The organism is Pseudenemella bisphenolivorans (assembly GCF_051133435.1).
Lineage (GTDB): Bacteria > Actinomycetota > Actinomycetes > Propionibacteriales > Propionibacteriaceae > JAAYAO01.
Genome location: NZ_JBPGNY010000001.1, coordinates 670,839 through 692,618 on the forward strand (window position 1 = coordinate 670,839; position 21,780 = coordinate 692,618).

General features: G+C 67.6%; 16 protein-coding genes. 5 read left to right on the forward strand and 11 right to left on the reverse strand.

Annotation, left to right across the window (positions count from 1 at the left end; all coding sequences use genetic code 11):
- Position 1 precedes the first annotated feature (1 nt).
- Positions 2-1,480 carry a helix-turn-helix domain-containing protein gene (locus tag ACR4XW_RS03275; RefSeq protein WP_434759074.1) on the reverse strand — a complete coding sequence of 493 codons (1,479 nt, stop codon included), beginning with the start codon at positions 1,478-1,480 and terminating at the stop codon, positions 2-4.
- A 120-nt stretch (positions 1,481-1,600) separates the two neighbouring features.
- Between ACR4XW_RS03275 and aceA the strand changes: the two genes are divergently transcribed.
- The 3 genes from aceA (at position 1,601) to ACR4XW_RS03290 (ending at position 6,548) form a co-directional block, all read left to right on the forward strand.
- On the forward strand, positions 1,601-2,881 hold the full coding sequence (gene aceA / locus ACR4XW_RS03280) for an isocitrate lyase (RefSeq protein WP_434759075.1): 1,281 nt from the start codon (positions 1,601-1,603) through the stop codon (positions 2,879-2,881).
- A 63-nt stretch (positions 2,882-2,944) separates the two neighbouring features.
- A complete protein-coding gene (gene aceB / locus ACR4XW_RS03285) occupies positions 2,945-4,576 on the forward strand; it encodes a malate synthase A (RefSeq protein WP_434759076.1) in 1,632 nt (543 codons plus the stop codon).
- A 34-nt stretch (positions 4,577-4,610) separates the two neighbouring features.
- Positions 4,611-6,548: a M13 family metallopeptidase gene (locus ACR4XW_RS03290; RefSeq protein WP_434759077.1), complete on the forward strand. Its 1,938-nt coding sequence runs from the start codon at positions 4,611-4,613 to the stop codon at positions 6,546-6,548.
- Positions 6,549-6,564: 16 nt separating this feature from the next.
- Here the strand turns inward: ACR4XW_RS03290 and ACR4XW_RS03295 are convergent, their stop codons facing one another.
- On the reverse strand, positions 6,565-7,938 hold the full coding sequence (locus ACR4XW_RS03295) for an L-serine ammonia-lyase (RefSeq protein ID WP_434759078.1): 1,374 nt from the start codon (positions 7,936-7,938) through the stop codon (positions 6,565-6,567).
- A 22-nt stretch (positions 7,939-7,960) separates the two neighbouring features.
- On the opposite strand from ACR4XW_RS03295, the gene ACR4XW_RS03300 reads away from it, so the two are divergent.
- Positions 7,961-9,130 carry an MFS transporter gene (locus ACR4XW_RS03300; RefSeq protein ID WP_434759079.1) on the forward strand — a complete coding sequence of 390 codons (1,170 nt, stop codon included), beginning with the start codon at positions 7,961-7,963 and terminating at the stop codon, positions 9,128-9,130.
- Between the two features lie 5 nt (positions 9,131-9,135).
- Entirely contained in the window at positions 9,136-10,362 is a 1,227-nt protein-coding gene (locus ACR4XW_RS03305; RefSeq protein ID WP_434759080.1) for an osmoprotectant NAGGN system M42 family peptidase, read from the forward strand.
- 33 nt (positions 10,363-10,395) lie between these two features.
- On the opposite strand, the gene ngg is transcribed toward ACR4XW_RS03305, so the two are convergent.
- From ngg to nuoL, 9 genes are all read right to left on the reverse strand, one after another.
- Complete coding sequence (ngg, locus tag ACR4XW_RS03310) at positions 10,396-12,072, reverse strand: N-acetylglutaminylglutamine synthetase (RefSeq protein ID WP_434759081.1); 1,677 nt, start codon at positions 12,070-12,072, stop codon at positions 10,396-10,398.
- Positions 12,069-13,877, reverse strand: a complete 1,809-nt coding sequence (locus ACR4XW_RS03315; RefSeq protein WP_434759082.1) for an N-acetylglutaminylglutamine amidotransferase — start codon at positions 13,875-13,877, stop codon at positions 12,069-12,071. Before ACR4XW_RS03315 ends, ngg begins: the two co-directional genes overlap by 4 nt.
- Positions 13,878-13,951: 74 nt before the next feature.
- A complete protein-coding gene (locus ACR4XW_RS03320; protein WP_434759083.1) occupies positions 13,952-14,998 on the reverse strand; it encodes an alcohol dehydrogenase catalytic domain-containing protein in 1,047 nt (348 codons plus the stop codon).
- Between the two features lie 65 nt (positions 14,999-15,063).
- The gene (locus ACR4XW_RS03325) at positions 15,064-15,222 is read right to left on the reverse strand and encodes a hypothetical protein (protein ID WP_434759084.1); all 159 of its coding nucleotides are present in this window, start codon (positions 15,220-15,222) and stop codon (positions 15,064-15,066) included.
- A gap of 55 nt (positions 15,223-15,277) precedes the next feature.
- Positions 15,278-15,709: a nuclear transport factor 2 family protein gene (locus ACR4XW_RS03330; protein ID WP_434759085.1), complete on the reverse strand. Its 432-nt coding sequence runs from the start codon at positions 15,707-15,709 to the stop codon at positions 15,278-15,280.
- 13 nt (positions 15,710-15,722) lie between these two features.
- Positions 15,723-16,685 carry a polyprenyl synthetase family protein gene (locus ACR4XW_RS03335; protein WP_434759400.1) on the reverse strand — a complete coding sequence of 321 codons (963 nt, stop codon included), beginning with the start codon at positions 16,683-16,685 and terminating at the stop codon, positions 15,723-15,725.
- Between the two features lie 28 nt (positions 16,686-16,713).
- Positions 16,714-18,333, reverse strand: coding sequence for an NADH-quinone oxidoreductase subunit NuoN (gene nuoN / locus ACR4XW_RS03340; RefSeq protein ID WP_434759086.1), 1,620 nt, complete (start codon positions 18,331-18,333; stop codon positions 16,714-16,716).
- Positions 18,333-19,850: an NADH-quinone oxidoreductase subunit M gene (locus ACR4XW_RS03345; RefSeq protein WP_434759087.1), complete on the reverse strand. Its 1,518-nt coding sequence runs from the start codon at positions 19,848-19,850 to the stop codon at positions 18,333-18,335. The genes nuoN and ACR4XW_RS03345 overlap by 1 nt, the downstream gene beginning before the upstream one ends.
- A 14-nt stretch (positions 19,851-19,864) precedes the next feature.
- Positions 19,865-21,775 carry an NADH-quinone oxidoreductase subunit L gene (nuoL, locus tag ACR4XW_RS03350; protein ID WP_434759401.1) on the reverse strand — a complete coding sequence of 637 codons (1,911 nt, stop codon included), beginning with the start codon at positions 21,773-21,775 and terminating at the stop codon, positions 19,865-19,867.
- Positions 21,776-21,780 lie beyond the last annotated feature (5 nt).

Below are 21,780 nucleotides of genomic sequence, written 5' to 3' on the forward strand. Positions count from 1 at the left end.
CTCAGTCCGTCTCGCTGTGAGCCTGCAGGAAGGTGTACACCTCGGTCTCGTCCACCCCTGGAAAAGCCCCCGGCGGCAGGGTCGCCAACAGGTGTGAATGGGCCCTGGTCGCCGGCCAGGCATGACCGGCCCAGGTGTCCATCAACTCGCTGGGTGGCACCCGACAACAGTCCGGCGCCGGGCAGGTCGACCTGTGCCGGTTACGGGTTTCGCGGCCCCGGAACCATTTCGCGGAATTGAACGGCACCCCCACCCCGGTCGAGAACCGCCCCGACGGGGTCACCTGGGTGTGGGCGGTGCACCAGTACACACCGGCGGTGGTCTCGGTGTACTGGTGATAGGCATTGAACGCGTCCACCTGCTCGAAGACCTGACGGGCCGTCCACTTGCGGCACGCCACCTGACCCTCGATCGCCCCGGTGTGATCAGCCGGGAACGGGTTCCCGTCGTTCTCGTAGGCCTTGTGAATCGTGCCCGATTCGTGCACCCGGAAGAAGTGCAACTGAATCCCCAGGTGTTCGGTGGCCAGATTGGTGAACCGGTGCCCCGCGATCTCGTAGGACACCCCGAAGGCATCACGCAGATCCTCGATCGCGATGTCCTTGTCGGCCTTGGCCGCCGTCAGCATCTGCACCACCGACGCCTCGGGCATCATCAGCGCGGCGGCGAAGTAGTTCGTCTCCACCCGCTGCCGCAAGAACTCCTTGTAGGTGGCCGGACGTCTGTGCCCCAGCACGTGATCACCCAGCGCCTGCAGCAACACACTGCGCGGGCTGTGGTCGGGACGCGACGACCGCGTCAGATAGATCCGCCGGTTACGCAGATCGGTGACCGACCGGGTGGAGGTCGGCAGGTCACTCACGTGCGCCAGGGTGAAACCCAGATGGGTGGTGATCTCGCGGATCATCCGCTCCAACAGGGGCCCGGAGGTGTACCCCACCTTCGCCAGCAACTTGGCCGCCTCGGCCTCGATCTCGGCCCAGTGGTTGTTTCGGGCGCGCATCTCGCGACGCAGTTCGGTGTTGGCCCGTCGGGCTTCCTCGGGGGTGGCGGCCCGCAGCTCGGCCTGCCGTGCCAGTTCCCGGTGCAGGGCGACCATCGCCTCGAGCACCTCGGTCGAGGTGCGCGGGCTGATCCGAATCGGCGGTAGGCCCGCCGCCTGTGCCAGCGGCGAATGCATCGCCGCCTCCAATTCCACCTCCAGCTCGGTGCGGTGGTCGGGCGTCCCCGAGATGATGTTGTCCACGCTCGTGCCGTACAACCGGGCCAATCGTTGCAGCACGCCGACCTTCGCCTCGCGCTTACCGTTCTCGATCATCGACAACAGACTCGGCGCCACCTCGGCGCGTTCGGCCACCTGAGCCAGGGTCAAACCCTTCTTCTTGCGCAGCGCGTGCAGCCGCCGTCCCAGCCCGAAAGAGTCGAGAAAGACCTCGGGTTCCGACTCCGGCGTCGGAAGGATCCACGGCGAACTGTTCATGATTTCACTGTAGTGAAAAAGAGAAGAACTTCACAGAAGTTTTCGGGTGAAACCTCCTGTTTCGGCCCCAATGATGAAACCCAAGCCCACGGAAAAGCTTCAACGAAGGAGTTAGGCACCATGCAGGACATCACCGCCGATTCGATGGAATACGACTGGATGACCAACCCCCGCTGGAAGAACGTCCGTCGCGATTACCGCGGCGAGGACGTCATGCGGCTGCGCGGCTCGGTGCAGGAGGAGTTCACCCTGGCCCGCCGCGGCGCCGAGATCCTCTGGGACGAGATCACCAAGGGCAACGGCCACTACATCAACGCCCTGGGGGCACTGACCGGCAACATGGCCGTGCAGCAGGTCAAGGCCGGGCTGCGCGCCATCTACCTGTCGGGGTGGCAGGTCGCCGGCGACGCGAACCTCGCGGGTCAGACCTACCCCGACCAGAGCCTCTACCCGGCCAACTCGGTGCCCGCGGTGGTGCGCCGCATCAACAATGCGCTGATGCGTGCCGATCAGATCGAACACCTCGAAGGCATCTCGTCGGTCGACAACTGGCTGGTGCCGATCGTCGCCGACGCCGAGGCCGGCTTCGGTGGCCCGCTGAACGCCTACGAGCTGATGCGCGCGATGATCGCCGCCGGTGCGGCCGGGGTGCACTGGGAAGACCAGTTGGCCTCCGAGAAGAAGTGCGGCCACCTCGGTGGCAAGGTGCTGATCCCCACCCAGCAGCACGAACGCACCCTGAATGCCGCCCGCCTGGCCGCCGACGTGTCGGGAGTGCCCAGCGTGATCATCGCCCGCACCGACGCCGAGGCCGCCACCCTGATCACCTCCGACGTGGACGAGCGCGACCGCGAGTTCCTGACCGGTGGCCGCACCTCCGAAGGTTTCTACGAGGTTCGCAACGGCATCGAGCCCTGCATCGCCCGGGCCAACGCCTACGCGAACTACGCCGATCTGATCTGGATGGAGACCGGCACCCCGGATCTCGAGGTGGCTCGCCAGTTCGCCGAAGCGGTCAAGCGCGAGCACCCCGACCAGATGCTGGCCTACAACTGCTCACCGTCGTTCAACTGGAAGAAGCACCTCGATGACGCCACGATCGCCAAGTTCCAGCGCGAGCTGGGCGCGATGGGCTTCAGCTTCCAGTTCATCACCCTGGCCGGCTTCCACGCCCTGAACTACTCGATGTTCGACCTGGCCCACGGCTACGCCCGCGAGGGAATGAGCGCCTACGTGGCACTGCAGGAGGAGGAGTTCGCCTCCGAGGCCCGCGGCTACACCGCCACCAAGCACCAGCGCGAGGTCGGCACCGGCTACTTCGACGCCGTCGCCACCATCGTCAACCCGAACAGCTCGACCACCGCCATGGTCGGCTCGACCGAATCCGGCCAGTTCCACTGAGAACACGGCCACTGAAAGAAACACAGTCACTGAGAACACAGCCATTGAGAACAGGGATAAACCATGACCAGTCCGTACCTGTCCATGACCACCTCCGCCCGGGCCCCGGGCCGAGAACGCATCATCATCCGGGCGAGCGAGAACGTGCCCGGCCAGGACCGCATCCTGACCCCCGAGGCCCTCGACTTCATCGTGGCCCTGAACGACCTGGCCTCCCGCCGCCGCGACGAGTTGCTCACCGCCCGTGAGGAACGCCGGGCCGCAATCAGCCGGGGCGAGGACCCCACCTTCCTGCCGCACACCCGACACATCCGTGAGGACGAGTCGTGGCAGGGGGCCAGCGCGGCACCCGGCCTGGTCGACCGCCGGGTCGAAATCACCGGCCCGACCGAACGCAAGATGACCATCAACGCACTCAACTCGGGCGCTTCGACCTGGCTGGCCGACCTCGAGGACGCCAACCAGCCGGACTGGCGCAATGTCATCGAGGGGCAACTGAACCTCCACGACGCCATCCGCGACCAGATCTCGTACACCTCCCCCGAGGGCAAGCAGTACCTGGTCACCGCCGAGCGCACCCCGACCATCATCGTTCGTCCCCGCGGTTGGCACTACGACGAGAAGCACCTGTGGGTGGGCCCCCGACCGATGATCGCCGGTGTGGTCGACTTCGGGCTGTACTTCTTCCACAACGCCCGCGCCCTGCTGCAGCGTGGCCGCGGCCCGTACTTCTACCTGCCGAAGATCCAGAGCCATCTCGAGGCGCGGCTATGGAACGACCTGTTCGTGTTGGCCCAGGAGCTGCTCGGCATCGCCCGCGGCACCATCCGCGCGACCGTGTTGATCGAAACGATCACCGCGGCCTTCGAGATGGAGGAAATCCTGTACGAGCTGCGTGAACACAGCGCCGGGCTGAATGCCGGACGGTGGGACTACCTGTTCAGCATCATCAAGAACTACCGCGACCGGGGCCCCGAGTTCGTCCTGCCCGACCGCGCCCAGGTCACCATGACGGCACCGTTCATGCGTTCCTACACCGAGCAGCTCGTCCGGGCCTGCCACCGGCGCGGGGTGCACGCGATGGGTGGCATGGCCGCGTTCATTCCGAACCGGCGCAAGCCCGAGGTCACCGAGAACGCACTGGCCAAGGTGCGGGCCGACAAGACCCGCGAGGCCGACGACGGTTTCGACGGGTCCTGGGTCGCCCACCCCGACCTGGTGCCGGTGTGCCGCGAGATCTTCGACGCACAGCTCGGTGAGCGGCCGAATCAAATCGACCGACGCCGCGACGACGTCACACCCGACGATCGTGGGTTACTGCAGTTGGGTATCCCCGACTCGACCATCACCGACGCCGGGGTGCGCACCAACATCGATGTGGGTATCCGCTACATCGAGGCGTGGCTGCGCGGTAATGGTGCGGTGGCGATCCACGACCTGATGGAGGACGCCGCAACCGCCGAGATCTCGCGCTCGCAGATCTGGCAGTGGCGCAACGCCCGGGCCACCACCGCCGAGGGCAACCCGATCACCACCGAGTGGTTGGCCGAGGTGTTCGATGAGGTCTTCGACTCCCTGGAGCGCTTCGACGGCGATCGGTACGACGACGCCCGGGCCCTGTTCCAGGAGGTCGCGTTGGCCGACGAGTACCCCGACTTCCTGACGCTGCCGGCCTACGAGCGGTACGTCGCCTGAGGGGTTGTTGGCCGGGCTGACTAGGCTGACTCGGGTGAGTCTTGAGCTGAATCTTCGTGACCCGAATGTCCGCCCGGTCGACGACCTCTTCCGGGCCGCCAACGGCGGTTGGCTGGCCGATACCCCGATCCCGGACGACAAACCCGGGATCGGGGTTTTCCTCGATCTGCGCGACGCCGCCGAGGACGCGGTGCGCGACATCATCACCGGTCTCAGCGGCGAACCCGGCACCGATGAGGCCCGGATCGCCGATCTCTTCGCCTCCTACCTGGACGAGGACCGGCTCGAGGAACTCGGCGCCACCCCCTTGCGCGACGACCTGGCCGCGATCGAGGCGATCGATGACATCGATGCGCTGATCGAGCACCTGGCCGGCCTGCCCCGCCGAGGCATCACCTCCCTGATCGGTCTGGACATCGACGCCGACCCGGGTGAGCCGTCCCGGTACTGCCTGTTGGTGGGCCAGAGCGGTCTGGGCCTGCCGGACGAGGAGTACTACCGCAGCGACGAGCAGGCCGAACTGCGCGAGGCCTATCGGGCCCACATCGCCCGCAGCCTGGCCCTGGCGGGGGTGCCCGATACCGAGGCCCAGGCCGACATGGTGCTCGATCTGGAAACTCGCATTGCTGCCCACCACTGGGACAAGGTGCGCACCCGCGACCTGCGCCAGATGTACAACCCGATGACCCTGACCGAACTGGCCGAATCCGCCCCCGGCCTGCAGTGGCCGCGGCTGCTGGCCGGTCTTGGCGATGCGGACACCTTCGGGCAGATCGTGAACGCCCAGCCGTCCTACTTCACCGAGGTCGCCGCCCTGCTGGTGGCAGACGAACTCCCCGCCTGGCAGGCATGGCTGCGCTGGCACCTGATCCGGGCCCGGAGCCCCTACCTGTCGAAGGCGTTCGTCGACGAGAACTTCGCCTTCTACGGCACCACCTTGTCGGGTACCCCCGCCCTGCGCGAACGCTGGCGCCGCGGAGTGACCGTGGTGGAAGGCGCCGTCGGTGAGGCCGTTGGCAAGATCTACGTGCAGCGGCACTTCCGGCCGGAGGCCAAGACCCGGATGCTGGAGTTGGTCGACAACCTGCTGGAGGCCTACCGCCGTTCGATCACCGAGCTGGAGTGGATGACCGAGGCCACCCGTGCCGAAGCCCTCACCAAGCTGGAGGCCTTCACCCCGAAGATCGGCTACCCCGACGAGTGGATCGACTACTCCACCCTGGAGATCGCCGCCGACGACCTGATCGGCAATATCGAACGCGCCGCGGCCTTCGAGTTCGACCGACAGGCCAAGCGGATCGGCAACCCGATCGAGGCCCATGAATGGTTGATGACCCCGCAAACGGTCAATGCCTATTACCACCCGCTGCGCAACGAGATCGTCTTCCCGGCCGCGATCTGCCAGCCCCCGTTCTTCGACCCCGACGCCGACGACGCCCTGAATTACGGGGCGATCGGGGCGGTGATCGGTCACGAGATCGGGCACGGTTTCGACGATCAGGGCTCCACCTGTGACGGCGAGGGACGGCTCCGTGACTGGTGGACCGACGCCGACCGGGAGGCCTTCGAGGATCGCACCAAGGTGCTGATCGACCAGTACGCGGCCCTGTCACCCGAGGGCGCCGGCGGTCAGAAGGTCAACGGCGAACTCACCATCGGCGAGAACATCGGTGACCTGGGTGGCCTCGGCATCGCCCATGCCGCCTACAAGATCGCCACCGAAGGCACCGAGGTGCCAGAGATCGACGGCATGACCGGCGATCAGCGCTTCTTCTGGGCCTGGGCGGTGGCCTGGCGGGGCAAGTACCGGCCCGAAAGGGTCAAGCTGCTGCTGGCCACCGACCCGCACTCCCCCAACGAGTTTCGCTGCAACCAGGTGGTGCGCAACCTCGATGCCTTCCATGAGGCCTTCGGCACCACCGAGGCGGACGAGTTGTGGCTGGCCCCCGAAGACCGGGTCACCATCTGGTGATGACCCTCGGTGCGGCTCAGCACTCGGTGACGTTCACCGCGAGCCCACCGAGGGCGGTCTCCTTGTACTTGGCCTGCATGTCGCGGCCGGTGTCACGCATCGTGCGCACCACATCGTCCAGCGACACCAGATGCACCCCGTCGCCGCGCAGGGCGGTGCGTGCCGCCGCGATCGCCTTCACCGCCGCGATCGCATTGCGCTCGATACACGGCACCTGCACCAACCCGCCGATCGGGTCACAGGTCAGCCCCAGGTTGTGCTCCATCCCGATCTCGGCCGCGTTCTCGATCTGGGCATTGGTCCCACCCAGCACGGCGGCCAGCCCGGCCGCGGCCATCGAACAGGCCGTGCCGACCTCACCCTGACAGCCGACCTCGGCCCCCGAAATCGAGGCGGTTTCCTTCACGATGATCCCGATCGCCCCGGCCACCAGCAGGAACTTCACGATCCCGTCCTCGTCGGCACCCGGCACGAAGCGGTCGTAATAGGTCAGCACCGCCGGGACGATCCCGGCCGCACCGTTGGTGGGGGCGGTCACCACCCGGCCGCCGGCGGCGTTCTCCTCGTTCACCGCCAGCGCCCACATCGCCACCCAGTCCATCCCACGCAGCGGGTCGCTGCCGTCGGTATCGGCCGCCAACTGGGCGGCGATCTCGGGGGCACGACGGGGCACTTCCAGGCCACCGGGCAGCACCCCGGTGGTGGCGATCCCGCGCTCGATGCATTCGGCCATCACCTGCCGGATCCGCAGCAGACCTTCCCGGGTTTCGGCGGCACTGCGCCGCACTTCTTCGTTGGCGGCCATCAACTCGGCGATGCTCAGGCCGGATTCGGCGCAGGCTGCCATCAGATCCGCACCGGTGTGGAAGGGATGCGGCACCACCGTGGGGTCGGGCACCATGTCGGCGCGCGCCGAGGACTCATCGGCGACCCGTCCCCCACCCACCGAGTAGTAGGTACGCGAGGCGAGCTCAGCCCCATCGGAACCCTTGGCGGTCAGCGTCATCGCATTGGGGTGGGCCGGCAACTGCCGCAGTTCGAACACCACATCGGTCTCGGGGTCGAAGTCGATCTCGTGCCTGCCACCCAGTGGTAGCCGCCGCTCGCTGCGGATCCGTGCCAACCGATCGGTCAGGGCGGCGGGGTCGACCGTGTCGGGACGCTCCCCCAGCAGGCCCATCAGCACCGCGGTGTCGCAGGCGTGGCCGCGTCCGGTCGCACCCAGACTGCCGAACAACTGCACGGTGAGGCCGGTGACCGCGTCCAGTTCGCCACCGAGTTCGTCCTCGAGCTCATCCACGAACCGCGCCGCAGCGCGCATCGGGCCCACCGTGTGGGAACTGGACGGGCCGATGCCGATGGAGAAAACGTCGAAGACACTGAGCGCCATCCAAACATCGTAGGGTGCGAGGGTGCTGCGCCGGTACCGTGAGGTTCTCTCCCACCCGACCATCCGCACTGCGGTGATCGTCGGGTTCTTCGGCCGCATGCCCTACTTCTCCAGCGGCCTGGTGGTGACCCTGCACGTGGTGCAGACGATGGGCCGCGGTTATGCCGAGGCCGGGTTGGCGACCGCGGCGTTGATGCTCGCGATCGGTGTCGCCGGGCCGTGGCGTGGCCGAATGCTCGACCGGTACGGGCTGCGCCGGGTGGTGCTGCCGTCGGTGTTCATTCAGGCCGCCTATGCCGCGATCGCCCCGCACCTCGACTTCGGCCCCTTCCTGATCGCCCAGGTCGTGGCCGGGCTGTTCACCATTCCGCTGCAGTCGATTCTGCGTCAGGCCGTGATCTCCGCGGCTCCCGACGAGATGCGCCGGACGGCCCTGTCGGTGGACGCGATGACCCTGGAGGTCAGCGCGGGTATCGCCCCCGCGATCGCGGTGGCCGCGGCCACCTATTGGAGCACCACCTGGGTGCTGACCGGGGTGTTCGTCGGCAATGCCCTGACCGCCCTGGTGGTGTTCTGGGTGAACCTGCCCCTGCAGCGGGCGGCCAGGGTTCCCGGGCAGCGTCCGGAGAAGCTGCCGACCAGATCGTGGTTCGGCACGCCCGTGGTCTTGTTACTGCTGGCCGGCACGTCCAGCACGATCCTGTTCTCGTCGGTGGACCTGGCCGCGGTGGCCACCCTCAACGACGCCGGCCAGGCCGCCTGGATCGGTCTGGTGATGGCCTGCTGGGCGGTCGGATCGCTGGTCGGCGGCTTGTTGTACGGCGGCCTGCAGCACCAACTCAACCCGTTCTTGTTGCTGATCGTGCTGGCCGCGACCAACATGCTGCCCGCCCTGGCCGGTAGCCACGTGGTGTTGCTCGGGTTGCTGATGATCGTGCCGGGCCTGATGGGCCAGCCGGCGCTCACCTCGACGATCGAGCTGCTGATCGACCGGGTACCCGAGGGTGCCCGTGGTGAGGCTCTGGGCTGGCATTCCACCGCAATGACCGCCGGCCTGGCTCTGGGTGCCCCGCTGACGGGTCTGGCGATCGACCGGTGGGGTGGTCAGGGCGGGTTCGTGGTGCCCGGCCTGTTCATCATCGTGGCCGGCTCGCTGCTGTGGTTGCTCGGCCGGCGATGGGTTGTACCGTAGGCGCCGTGACTTCCCAGAACCGCCTTGATGTGGACGAACAGTGGCTGATCGACATCTTGTTGAAGCTGCTGCAAACCCCCAGCCCGTCGGGACGAACCGACGCGGTGATGCACCTGATCGGCGAGACGATGAGCGAGCTCGGACTGCCGTTCTGGCTGACCCGCCGCGGCGCGCTGATCGCCGAACTGCCCGGACGCTCCGAGACCCTCGAACGGGCGATCGTGGTGCACGCCGACACGATCGGGTGCATGGTGCGCGAGCTGAAGGACAACGGCCGGTTGGCGGTGATCCCGATCGGCACCTTCTCGGCCCGATTCGCCGCCGGGGCACGGGTGCGGATCTTCCGCGACAACACCGAACAGCACCTGACCGGCACCATCATGCCGCTGAAGGCCAGCGGGCACGCCTTCGGTGACGAGGTCGACACCCAGCCCACCGATTGGGACCACGTCGAGGTGCGCGTCGACGAACGCGCCCACACCCGTCAGGATCTGGTCGACCTCGGCCTGCAGATCGGCGACTCGGTCGCCCTGGTCGCCAGCCCCGAACTCACCGAGGCCGGCTTCGTGGTTTCCCGGCACCTGGACGGCAAGGCCGGCGTCGCGATCGCGCTGTCGCTGGCCAAGGCCGTGGTCGATGCCGGTATCGAGCTGCCGCACCGCACCGCAATCATGGTCACCATCACCGAGGAGGTCGGCCACGGGGCCAGCGGGCTGCCCTCCGACGTCGCCGAGATGATCTCGATCGACAACAGCGTCTGCGCCCCCGGCCAACAGTCGATCGAACACGGGGTGACCATCCCGATGGCCGACCTGCACGGCCCCTTCGACTACCACCTCACCCGGCGGCTGTGTGACCTGGCCCAGCAGCACGACATCGCCTACGCCCGCGATGTCTTCCGCTACTACCGCTCCGATGTGGCTGCGGCCATCGAGGCCGGCGCCGAAACCCGTGCCGCCCTGGTCGCCTTCGGGGTGGACGGCAGCCACGGCTGGGAGCGCACCGAGTTCGCCTCCCTCACCGCCACCCACGAGTTGGTGGCGCGCTGGCTGCAGACCTCGCTGACCTTCGCCGACTGGGACACCGCCGACCGGCGCGACCTGGAGCATTTCCCGGCTGAACACCAGCCCGCCCAGACCGAACAGTGGGTGCCGCTGACCCGCGGCGTCTTCACCGAACCGGGCGAGACCGACCCCGGCGAGGCCTGGCCCCCGCCGGAGGGTCCGCAGTAAGAGGCCGGCCTGGCCTCGCGTCCGGGCCGGGTCTCAGCCGGCCCGGTGCGGGGCGCGGGTGGCCGGCATCAGGTAGTCGAGGAAGGCCTCCACCACCGGCTGTGGTTCGTGGTTGGCCAGCCCGGGGCGTTCGTTCGCCTCGATGAAGACGTACTCGTTGCCCGACACATCCGGCACCAGCAGGTCGATGCCGGTCACCGGAATACCGATCGTGGCCGCCGCGGTCACCGCCGCGTCCTTGAGGGTCTGTGACACCGAATCGGTGACGTCGTGGATCGTGCCGCCGGTGTGCAGGTTCGCGGTACGCCGCACCTGAATCCGGGTGCCGGCCGGGGGCACGTCGTCGAGCGACCAGCCCTCCTCACGCACCGTCGCCTCGGTCAGATCGTCCAGCGGAATCCGCGATTCCCCACCGGTGGCCGCGGCCCGTCGGGCGCTCTGCTTCTCGATCAGTTGGCGCACCGTCTTGGTGCCGGTGGCCACCACCTCGGCCGGACGACGCACCGCGGCGGCCACCACCTCACCGTCGATCACGATCAGCCGCAAGTCTTCGCCCTCGGCATGCTCCTCGATCAGGATCTCGGTACCGGGCCCGCCGGCCCGGGCCAGGGCCGCGTCCAACTCGTCGTGCTCGGTGATGTGGACGGTGATCCCCGCCCCCTGCTCACCGCGCACCGGCTTGACCACCACCGCGCCGACCCGGTCGAGGAACTTGTGGTCGCTGTCATCGAACTCGGCCATCTTGCCCTGCGGTACCCGCAGACCCGCTTCGGCCACCAGGGTCCTGGTCACCCGCTTGTCGTCGCAGCGGCTCATCGCCACCGCAGTGGTGTACTGCGACAACGACTCGCGGGTGATCACCGTGCGTCCGGCATGCTCCAACTCGAGGTAGCCGGTCGAGGCATCCAGCACCCGTACCCGGATATTGCGGCGCAGCGCCTCGTCGGCGATGATCCGCGCGTAGGGGTTCAGGTCGTCCAACTCGGCCGGCGGACCGATCGTGAACAGCGGTTCGTTGATCGCGTTCTTGCGTTTCACGACCAACTCCGCGACCTTCACGAAGCCGACCTGTTCGTACAGCCGGATCGCCGGATGGTTGTTGTGCACCACCGACAGGTCGATGAAGGCGGCCTCCCGGGCGATCAACTCGGTGGCCAGCGCGTCGATCAGCCACCGGCCGACCCCCGGGTAGGGACTGTTCGGGTCGGTGGCCAGGCTCCACAGGCTGGAACCGGAATCGGCCGCCCCACCGAGGGCGCGGTGGTCGATACCGGTGACCGTGCCGATGATCTGGCCGGACTGGGTGTCGACCGCCACCAGGTAGATCACCTGATCCTCGGCCAGGTTGGTCTCCATCACGTCGAGATCGGCGGTGACCATCCGGCAGGCTCGGTAGATGCTGTTCATCTGCGACAGCTCCGACCGGTCGCGGGCGGGCCGGATCTCGATCGCACCACCGGTGGGCAGCTCGGGCCGGTAGTCGGTCAGGTCGAGCCGGTAGACGTGGCTGGGGTCGATGAAGAAATCCATCGGGTGCAGGGCCACGAACACGTGCGGGTCGGCCAGGTAGACGCAGCAGTCGCGCCGTCCGGTCGCCTCGTCGCGCAACAGGGCACCGAGGTCGTCGGCGCCGGCGAACGTGCTGCCGTACACCACCCGCCCCCAGCCCAGATCCTGGACAACGTTGCGGGTGCTGAACTCGATGGTCATCGACCGACTCCTCCTACGCCGTCGACATGCTGTTGCAGCCACAGTTCCAACAGGCCGATCTGCCACAGTTGGTTGCCCCGCAGCACGGTCAACTGCTCGTTGGGCGCGGCCAGCAGCCGCTCGACCGCGTCATCGCGGAACAAGCCACGATCGCGGGCGGCCCCGCTGTGCAGGGCGTCGGCCACCATGTCGAGGTACTCCCCCTCCAGGTGCTTCAGGGCCGGCACCGGGAAGTAACCCTTCGGACGGTCGATCACCGCGGCCGGAATCACCTTGCGGGCGGCCTCCTTGAGCACACCCTTGCCCTCGTGGGCGGTCTTCAGCCCCGGCGGGCAGCTTGCGGCCAGTTGCACCAGGTCGTGATCCAGGAACGGCATCCGGCCCTCCAAGCCCCAGGCCATCGTCATGTTGTCGACCCGCTTCACCGGGTCGTCCACGGCCATCACGGTGGTGTCCAGGCGCAGCGCCCGGTCGGTGGCGGTGTCGGCACCGGCGGCGGCGAAGTGTTCCCGGACGAACTCACCGGAGACATCCCGGCCGGCCATCCACTCGGGCGCCAGCAGCCCGGCCAGTTCATCGTGGCTGCGGTCGAAGAAGGCCTTGCGGTAGGTGGCCAGAGCACCGTCGACGTCGTCGTCGGCCACCTCGGCCAACGGCGGGTACCAGTGGTAGCCGGCGAACATCTCGTCGGCACCCTGCCCCGACTGGACGACCTTGACGTGCTGCGACACCTCCTGGCTGAGCAGGTAGAACGCGATTGCGTCGTGGCTGACCATCGGCTCGCTCATCGCCCCGATCGCATTGGTGAGGGCGGGCAGCATCCGGGCCGAGTCGACCCGGATCTGGCGGTGATCGGTGCCGAAGTGCTCGGCGACGATGTCGCTGTACTTGAACTCGTCGCCCTCCTCCCCGCCGGCGGCCTCGAAGCCGATGCTGAAGGTCTTCAGGTTGCTGTGTCCGGCCTCGGCCAGCAGGCCGACGATCAGGCTCGAATCCAGCCCACCCGACAGCAGGCAGCCCACCGGCACATCGGCCACCAGGTTGCGCTGCACCGCGGTGCGCAGCGATTCCAGCACCGCGTCCTGCCAGTCGGCCTCCGACCAGTCGGTGTGCTGTTCGTCGCGGGCGAAGGACGGCTCCCAGTAGCTGCGCTCGGTGCGCTTGCCGTCGGCCTCGATCCGCAGGATGGTCGCCGGGCTGATCCGGCGCACCCCGGCCAGGATGGTGCGCGGTGAGGGCACCACCGCATGGAAGCTCATGTAGCTGTGCAGGGCTTCGGTGTCGATCGAGGTGTCGACCCCACCGGCCCGCACCAGCGCCGGCAGTGAGGACGCGAAGCGCAACGCCCCGTCCACCTCGGCCCAGTACAGCGGCTTGATGCCGACCCGGTCACGCACCAGGGTGAGGGCACCGGTTTCCCGTTCGGCGATCGCGCAGGCGAAGATGCCCTGCGCCCGCTCGAAGACCGCGTCGCCCCACTCCAGGTAGCCGCGCGAGAGCACCTCGATGTCGGAGCCGGTGCTGAACCGGTGGCCCCGTCCGGCGAGTTCCTCGCGCAGTTCGTGGTGGTTGAAGATCGCCCCGTCGAGCACGATCGACAGCCCGTGATCGAGGTGGTGCATCGGTTGGGCTGCGGCGTCGCTGAGGTCGATGACCGCGAGTCTTCGGTGGCCCAAGGCGATCGCATCATGCGACCACACCCCCTGTCCGTCCGGGCCACGGGGAGCCAAATACTCCGTCATGGCCACGACGGCGGCAGGGTCCGCCATCCGGTTGTACGCGATCTCTCCGGCAATTCCGCTCATGCGGGATGCTCCGCCTCGGTCTCGACAACACTGATCGGGCAGCAAGTCTAGCCGCAGCGAGCAACGAGCCGGGTTCAGGTTCCTACTTCGACCACCGCGCGCGAGCGCACCGAACCCTCGGCCAGCGCCCGGTAGGCGTTCGGAATGTCGTCGAAACCGAACCGGTCCACGTCCATCACCACGTCCCCGGTCTTGGCCAGCTCGACCACCGCGAACAGGTCGGCCACGGTTGAGCCCTGGGTGCACCACAGGTCGCATTCGAAGGGCAACTGTCCCCAGGACACCGACACCTGACCCCGTCCGGCACCGATGATGCCGAAGCTGCTGCTGCGTGCCGCGACCGACAGGCCGGTGGCCAGGGTCTGGTCGATACCGACGAAGTCGAGGACGATATCGGCCCCGCGGCCACCGACCATTTCGGCCAGTCGATTGTTCACGTCCTCGTCGGACAACAGGAGTTCATGGGCACCGAGTTCGCGGGCGTGGTCGAGCCGGTGCTGGGCGGTGTCGACGGCGATGATCCGGGCATCGGACAGCAACCGCAGCCACTGCACCGCGTATCCGCCCAGGCCGCCGGCTCCGATCACCACCGCGGCCCCGTCGGGCAGCAGTTTGGGCAGGGCGCGGCGTACCGCATGGAAGGAGGTGGTGCCGGCATCGCACAGTGGTGCGGTGGCCACCGGGTCGAGGTCGTCCAGGGGGACGATGTGGGCGAGGTTGTCGACCAGCACATAGTCGGCCAGGCCACCGTCGCGGCCGTAGCCGCGGCCCGAACGGGTCTTGAGGCAGATGTTCTCGGCTCCCGAGCGGCAGGACACGCACTCGCCACATGGCGAGGAGGCGTAGACGATGACCGCACTGCCGATCAGGGGCACATCGTGCGGGGTTCCGGGGCCGTATTTGGCCACCCAGCCGGCGATCTCATGTCCCAGGGTGAACGGCAGGTCGTAGGGGAACATCCCCGGTTGGGCGTTCAGAAAAAACTCGTCGGAGTGGCACAGCCCGACGCCGGCCACCTTGACCAGCACTTGGCCGGGGCCGGGTTCGGGCACCGGCACCTCGCGGTACTCGGCCGGCTCACCCCATGCGGTGATCTGATACGCACGCATCGTGTCTGCCATGAACTGATCTTGCCGCACCGGGTGCCGGTTTTGCCGAACCGACCCCGACCAGTGGTTACCAATGGTTACTGATTGACCTTCTGCTGGACCTTCTTCATCTGCTGGCCGCAGCAGATTTCCTCGTGGCGTCCACCGTCCTCGGTGCCGCAGGGGCAGGCCTTGGTGTACTCCAGCTCCGAGCCGCACTTCTCGCAGGCGAAACGCTCACCTTCGGTTCGTGACATATCAACCTCCTTCGCGACGTGGTTACTACTTTACGTCGTTGCCGGAGAATTGTCCTCAGTCGATGATGATGCGGCGGGAGGCGAAGACCCAGCGGCCGTCCTCGGCGCGGGTGAATTCGTCGTGGTAGCGGCCCATCGAGGTCAGGGCGGCATCGGCGTCGGTGTCGCGGTAGAAGTGCCAGTACGAGGTGGCCCGGGGACGCTGCGGGTCGGGGTCGACCGAGATCGTCGAGACCACGTGCCGGGTGTGGGTGCCCGGGCCCTGGATGCCGGCCTCGCGGCGCTCGTGGGCCCCGTCCAGCATCGCCTGCCGGCCGGTGATCACCTGCGGTGCGCCCAGGGCTCCGCCGCCGGTGTAGTCCCAGACGAAGTCCTCGGTCATCAGGGCCCGGTAGTCCTCGATGGTGCCGAAGTCGGCGGCTTGCGCCATCCGTGGAACCAGATTGGTGATCTCGACGATTTGGGCGATCGGGTCGAAGTCGGTCATCTCGCCTCCTGCATCAGACGCTGCGGGTGACCACCGTGTCACACAACTGCGAGAGGGCGTCGCGCGCCGTCCCTGCCGGTAGGACGCTCAGATGCGAGCGCGCCACCTCGGCCCGGCGGGCCACCTCGGCGCGGGTCTCGGCGATCACCCGGTGGCTGCGCAGCCGGGCGAGAGTTTCGGCCAGAGCCTCGTCGCTGCTCAGGTCGCCGGAGATCATCGCCGACAGTTCGGCATCGGCGGGATCATCGGAGCCGGCCAGCAGCAGGGTGGGCAGGGTCGCCACCCCTTCGCGCAGGTCGGTGCCCGGGGTCTTGCCGGTCTCGTCGGAGGTGATGTCGATGATGTCGTCGGAGAGTTGGAAGACCACCCCGAGTTCTTCACCATAAGCGGACAGCGCCTCGATCTCGTCCGGCGACAGTCCGGCAACCATGCCACCGAAGACCGTGGAGGCCGCGATCAGCGAACCGGTCTTGTCGGCGACCACCTGCAGGTAGTGCGCCAACGGATCCTCACCCGGACGCGGGCCGACGGTTTCGGCGATCTGGCCCTGCACCAGGCGGGCGAAGGTACGCGCCTGCACCCGGACGAAGTCGGGGCCCAGTTCGGCGACCTGATCGGAGGCCCTGGCGAACAGGAAGTCGCCGACCAGGATCGCCACGGTGTTGTCCCAGCGGGCGTTCGCCGAGTCGGCGCCGCGACGGATCGACGCCTCGTCCATCACATCGTCGTGGTAGAGGCTGGCCACGTGGGTCAGTTCCATCACCAGGGCGGCCCGGGCCAGGTCGTCGTCGCTGCGTGGGGTGCCCAGCAGTGCCGACAGCACCACCAGCATCGGCCGGAACCGTTTGCCGCCGGCGGCGATGATGTGCTGGGCCGCGCCGGTGACCAGGTCGGTGTCGGCCTGCGCGGTCTGCAGCAGTCGGTTCTCGATGGTGTCGAGGAGGTCGCGGACCCGGCCCTCGAAGGCCGGGTCCACCTCGGTGACGGATTCGGGTACGGTCACGTCAGCCCAGGAACTCCGCCGCCTGCTGCGCCAATTCCATCGCCGGGCCCGGGAACACCCCGAGCAGGACGGTGGCCACCACGCCGACCAGCAGCACGATCATGGTGCCCACACCGGGGGTGACCACCTCGGGGCCCTCGACGGGCTTGCGGAAGTACATCACCACGATCAGTCGCAGGTAGAAGAAGGCCGCCACCAGCGACATCAGCACACCGATCACCACGAGCCAGGCGAAGCCGCCGCGCACGCCGGAGGCGAACACCATCCACTTGCCCATGAAGCCCGCGGTCAGCGGGATACCGGCGAAGCTGAGCATCATCAGCGCCATCGCCGCCGCCAGCAGCGGCGATTTGCGGCTCAGACCCGACCAGCCGTTGATGTCGGTGACCTCCCCGCTGGGGTCACGCACCAGGGTGATCGCCGCGAAGGCGGCCAGCGTGGCGAAGCCGTAGGTCAGCATGTAGAACAGCACCGACGAGACGCTGGTGAGCTGTCCCTCGCCGACACCGGTGGCGGCCTGGGAGGCGGCCACCAGGGCCACCAGCAGGTAGCCGGCGTGGTTGATCGCCGAGTAGGCCAGCATCCGCTTCACATCGGTCTGCACGATCGCGAGGACGGCACCGATGGCCATGGTCAGGATCGCGATCACCGAGAGCAGCAGTTGCCAGTCCCATCGGGCCGCACCGAGGGCGACGTAGAAGACCCGCATCATCGCCACCACGGCGGCGAGCTTGGTCAGCACCGCCATGAAGCCGGTGACCGGGGTCGGTGCACCGGTGTAGACATCGGGGGTCCACTGGTGGAAAGGCACCGCGCCGAGCTTGAACAGCATGCCCACTGCGAGCAGGGCCAGGCCGACGTACATCAGTACCGGGCTCACCCCGGCGATCTGCTCCAGCCACGCCTGGGCCTCGTCCTGACTCAGTTCCGGCGGTCGCACGCCGGCGATCGCGTAGTTGATCCGTCCCAGGTTGAACGACCCGGACACACCGAACAGCAGTGCCACACCCATCAGGAAGAAGGCCGACGACAGGGCACCGAGCATGAAGTACTTCAGCGCGGCTTCCTGCGACAGCAGGCGGCGACGGCGGGCCAGACCCGACAGCAGGTACAGCGGCAGGGACATGACCTCGAGGGCCACGAACAGCAGCAACAGGTTGTTCGCCGAGACGAACAGCATCATGCCCGACAGTGCGAACAGGGCCAGCGGGTAGACCTCGGTGTGCTCGACGCGGGCCTCGTGGGCTTCGCGTTCCTGCACCGTGCCGGGCACGGCGGCGGCCTGCGGGGCGAACACGCTCACGCCGCCGTAGAGCCGGCGCTCGGCGAAGGTCAGCAGGGCCAGCGCGGCGAAGATCAGCAACATCACCCAGGCGAAGTGCGTGGGCCCGTCGACGCTGATCATGTTCATTCCGGCGATCGGGTGCGGCCCGGAGCGCCAGTCCAGCACGGTGAGCACCAGGGCGGCGGCCAGGGCCGCGTAGGTGGTGCCGAGCTGGATGGCGTGGCGCAGGTGCCGCGGCACCAGTGCCTCGATCAGCACCTGCACGCTGGCGACAGCGAAGATCAGGATGATCGGGAGCAGCAGTGGCAGGGCCAGTGCGTCCATATTGACCGACATCAGTTGCTTCCCTCCACGATCTGCGGTTCAGGGTCGACGACCCCGACCGCCTGCAAGGTGTCCTGCGAGGCCGGGTTGATCACGTCCAGCATGGGCTTGGGGAAGAAGCCCAAAGCCAGGATCAACACGATCAGCGGGGCCACCGCGAACCGTTCCCGCGCCGTCAGATCGGTCACCCTGGCCCGGACGGGTTCGGGCACCGGGCCGGTCATGGTGCGCTTGTACATCACCAGGATGTAGGCCGCCGCCAGCACCAGGCCCAGGGCGGCGATCGCGCCGTAGACCGGGAACCGGCTGAAGGTACCGGCCAGCACCATGAACTCGGACACGAAGCTCGACATGCCCGGCAGCGAGATCGTCGACAGGCCGCCGACCAGGAAGACCCCGGCCAGTACCGGTGCGACGGTCTGCACGCCACCGAAGGCGGCGATCTCGGCGGTGCCCCGGCGGCGAACCAGGTAGCCGGCGACCAGGAACATCACCGCGGTCGAGAACCCGTGGTTCAGCATGTAGAAGATCGAACCGCTCATCGAGGTGGTGGTGAAGGCCCAGATGCCCAGCACGATGAACCCGAAGTGGCTGACCGAGGTGAACGCGATCAGGCGCATCAGGTTGCGCTGACCCAGGGCGGCGATGGCACCCCACAGGATCGAGATCAGCGCCAGCACCAGCACCACCGGGGTGGCCCAGGTGCTCGCCTCGGGGAACAGACCCAGGCAGAACCGGATCATGCCGAAGGTGCCGATCTTGTCGAGCACACCGACCAGCAGTGCCGACGAGCCGGCGTGGCCCTCCTCGGCGGCGTCGGGCAGCCAGGAGTGCACCGGCACCATCGGCGCCTTCACCGCGAAGGCGATGAAGAAGCCGACGAACAGCCAGCGGCCGATCTCGCCGTCGATGTTCAGCGCGGCGAGCTCCTCCAGCAGGTAGGTCGGGTTACCGGCCGCGGCCGAGACCGCGTAGAGGCCGATCACCGCGGCCAGCATGATCAGACCGCCGGCGAGCGAGAACAGCAGGAACTTGACCGCTGCCCGGCCGCGCCGTCCACCCAGCCCCATGCGTCCGATCAGGAAGTACATCGGGATCAGGGTGGCCTCGAAGAAGAGGTAGAACAGCAGCACGTCGGTGGCGGTGAACACGAACATCGACAGGCCCTGCAGCATCAGCACCAGCGCGAAGTAGGACGCGGTGCTGCCGCGGCCGGTCACTTCGGCGTCGTCCCAGCCCGCGATCATCACGAAGGGCACGAGCAGGGCGGTGAGCAGCACCAGGGTCAAGCCGAGGCCGTCCAGGCCCAGCGAGTACCAGGCGCCGATCGCCGGGATCCAGGCCACCTGCTCGGTGAACTGCATGCCGCCGTCGAACTGGAACTGCACCAGCAGGGCGATCGCGATCGCGGCGGTGATCACCGCGAAGGCGAGTCCGACCAGGCGTGCGGCATTGCCCTTGATGAAGACCAGCGCCAGAGCACCGATCAGGGGCACCACGCCCAGGATGGTCAGCCAGGGGATCGTCATTTCTTCTCCTCCCCTCAGGCCAACTGGCCCAGGAACAGTACGGCCGCGACGAGGATGACCCCAGCCACCATCATCAAGCCGTACGAACGGATGTAACCGGTCTGCAGTCGGCGCAACCGGCTGCCCATCGCCGACACCAGCGTGCCGGTGCCGTCGGCGCCCTTGCCGAGTGCGACATCGTCGAGCCAGGTGACCACCCGGGTCAGGCCCAGGAAGGGTCCGACCACGGCACCGTTGTTGATCGCATCGCCGTACAGGTCATTGCGTCCGGCCAGCGACAGCGGGTTGCGGGTGGCGGGCAGTTCCTTCGTCGGGTTGCGGAACATCAGCACCGCGATCACGATGCCGACCGCGACCACCGCCAGGGTGATCAGCGCGACGGTGTTGGTCTCGAACACCGGGTAGGGGCTCTCGGGAGCGTGGCCTCCGACTGCCGGGGCGAGCCAGCCACCGATCCAGTTGTTCATCACCAGGCCGAGTCCGATCGACGGGATCGCCAGCAGAATCAGGGGCAGGGTCATCACCAGCGGCGATTCGTGCGGTTCCACGCCCTCGTCCCAGCGCTTCTTGCCGAAGAAGGTCATCAGCATCAGGCGGGTCATGTAGAAGGCGGTGACACCGGCGCCCACGATCGCGGCGATGCCGACGATCATGTTGTGCTCGAAGGCGGCCACGATGATGTGGTCCTTGGAGTAGTAACCCGAGAAGAACGGGAAGCCGATGATCGCCAGGAAGCCCATCGCGAAGGTGCCGAAGGTCAGCGGCATCAGTTTCGCCAGGGCGCCGTAGTTGCGCATGTTGACGTCGTCGTTCATCCCGTGCATCACCGAACCGGCGCCGAGGAACATGTTGGCTTTGAAGAAGCCGTGGGTGATCAGGTGGAAGATCGCGTAGGCGTACCCGATCGGGCCGATTCCGGCGGCGAGCATCATGTAACCGATCTGCGACATGGTCGAGCCGGCCAGCACCTTCTTGATGTCGTCCTTGGAGGTACCGATCCAGGCACCGACCAGCAGGGTCACCGTGCCGATGATCACCACGACGGTGGACGCGGCCGGGGTCTGGGCGAAGATCGCGTGCGAGCGCACCACCAGGTAGACACCGGCGGTGACCATCGTCGCGGCGTGGATCAGCGCCGACACCGGGGTCGGGCCCTCCATCGCGTCCAGCAGCCAGGCCTGCAGCGGCACCTGGGCCGACTTCGCGCAGGCACCGAGCAGCAGCAACAGGCCGAGCACGGTGGCGGTGGTCGCCCCGAGCTGGCCGGCGCCGTCGTTGACGGTGCTGAAGGCGGTCGATCCGAAGGTGGCGAACATCAGCCCGAGGGCGATCACCATGCCGACGTCACCGACGCGGTTCATGATGAAGGCCTTGTTGGCCGCGGCGGCCGCCGAGGGACGGTGCTGCCAGAAGCCGATCAGCAGGTACGAGGCCAGCCCCACGCCCTCCCAGCCGAGGAAGAGCAGCAGGTAGTTGTCGGCCATCACCAGGATCAGCATCGCGGCGATGAACAGGTTCAGGAAGGCGAAGAACCGGCGCCGACGCTCGTCGTGGGCCATGTAGCCGATCGAGTAGATGTGGATCAGCGAGCCGACGACGGTGATCAGCATCATGAACAGAATCGACAGCGGGTCGATCAGCAGCGCGAACTGCGCCGTCCACGCCCCGGTGTTGATCCATTCCCAGACCGGCACCGAGATCGCACGCTGCGATTCCGCCATGCCGAACATCTGGACGAAGAGCAGTACCGCGAGCACCGCCGAGGCCAGCGATGCCAGGGTGCCGAGCAGGTGGCCCCACGAGTCGGCGATCTTGCCGGCGACCAGCAGGAAGGCGGCCGAGATGGCCGGGATGGCGATCACCAGCCAGGCCAGCGAGAACAGCCCCGTGGCTTCCACGGGCGCTAGGGTTTCGAGCACAATCACCTCAG

Excerpts from the sequence above, each read along its gene's own strand:
- ACR4XW_RS03275 (WP_434759074.1), bottom strand. The coding sequence starts at position 1,480 with ATGAACAGTTCGCCGTGGATCCTTCCGACGCCGGAGTCGGAACCCGAG.
- aceA (WP_434759075.1), top strand. The coding sequence starts at position 1,601 with ATGCAGGACATCACCGCCGATTCGATGGAATACGACTGGATGACCAAC.
- aceB (WP_434759076.1), top strand. The coding sequence starts at position 2,945 with ATGACCAGTCCGTACCTGTCCATGACCACCTCCGCCCGGGCCCCGGGC.
- ACR4XW_RS03295 (WP_434759078.1), bottom strand. The coding sequence starts at position 7,938 with ATGGCGCTCAGTGTCTTCGACGTTTTCTCCATCGGCATCGGCCCGTCC.
- ngg (WP_434759081.1), bottom strand. The coding sequence starts at position 12,072 with ATGACCATCGAGTTCAGCACCCGCAACGTTGTCCAGGATCTGGGCTGG.
- ACR4XW_RS03315 (WP_434759082.1), bottom strand. The coding sequence starts at position 13,877 with ATGAGCGGAATTGCCGGAGAGATCGCGTACAACCGGATGGCGGACCCT.
- ACR4XW_RS03320 (WP_434759083.1), bottom strand. The coding sequence starts at position 14,998 with ATGGCAGACACGATGCGTGCGTATCAGATCACCGCATGGGGTGAGCCG.
- ACR4XW_RS03325 (WP_434759084.1), bottom strand. The coding sequence starts at position 15,222 with ATGTCACGAACCGAAGGTGAGCGTTTCGCCTGCGAGAAGTGCGGCTCG.
- ACR4XW_RS03330 (WP_434759085.1), bottom strand. The coding sequence starts at position 15,709 with ATGACCGACTTCGACCCGATCGCCCAAATCGTCGAGATCACCAATCTG.
- nuoN (WP_434759086.1), bottom strand. The coding sequence starts at position 18,333 with ATGTCGGTCAATATGGACGCACTGGCCCTGCCACTGCTGCTCCCGATC.
- ACR4XW_RS03345 (WP_434759087.1), bottom strand. The coding sequence starts at position 19,850 with ATGACGATCCCCTGGCTGACCATCCTGGGCGTGGTGCCCCTGATCGGT.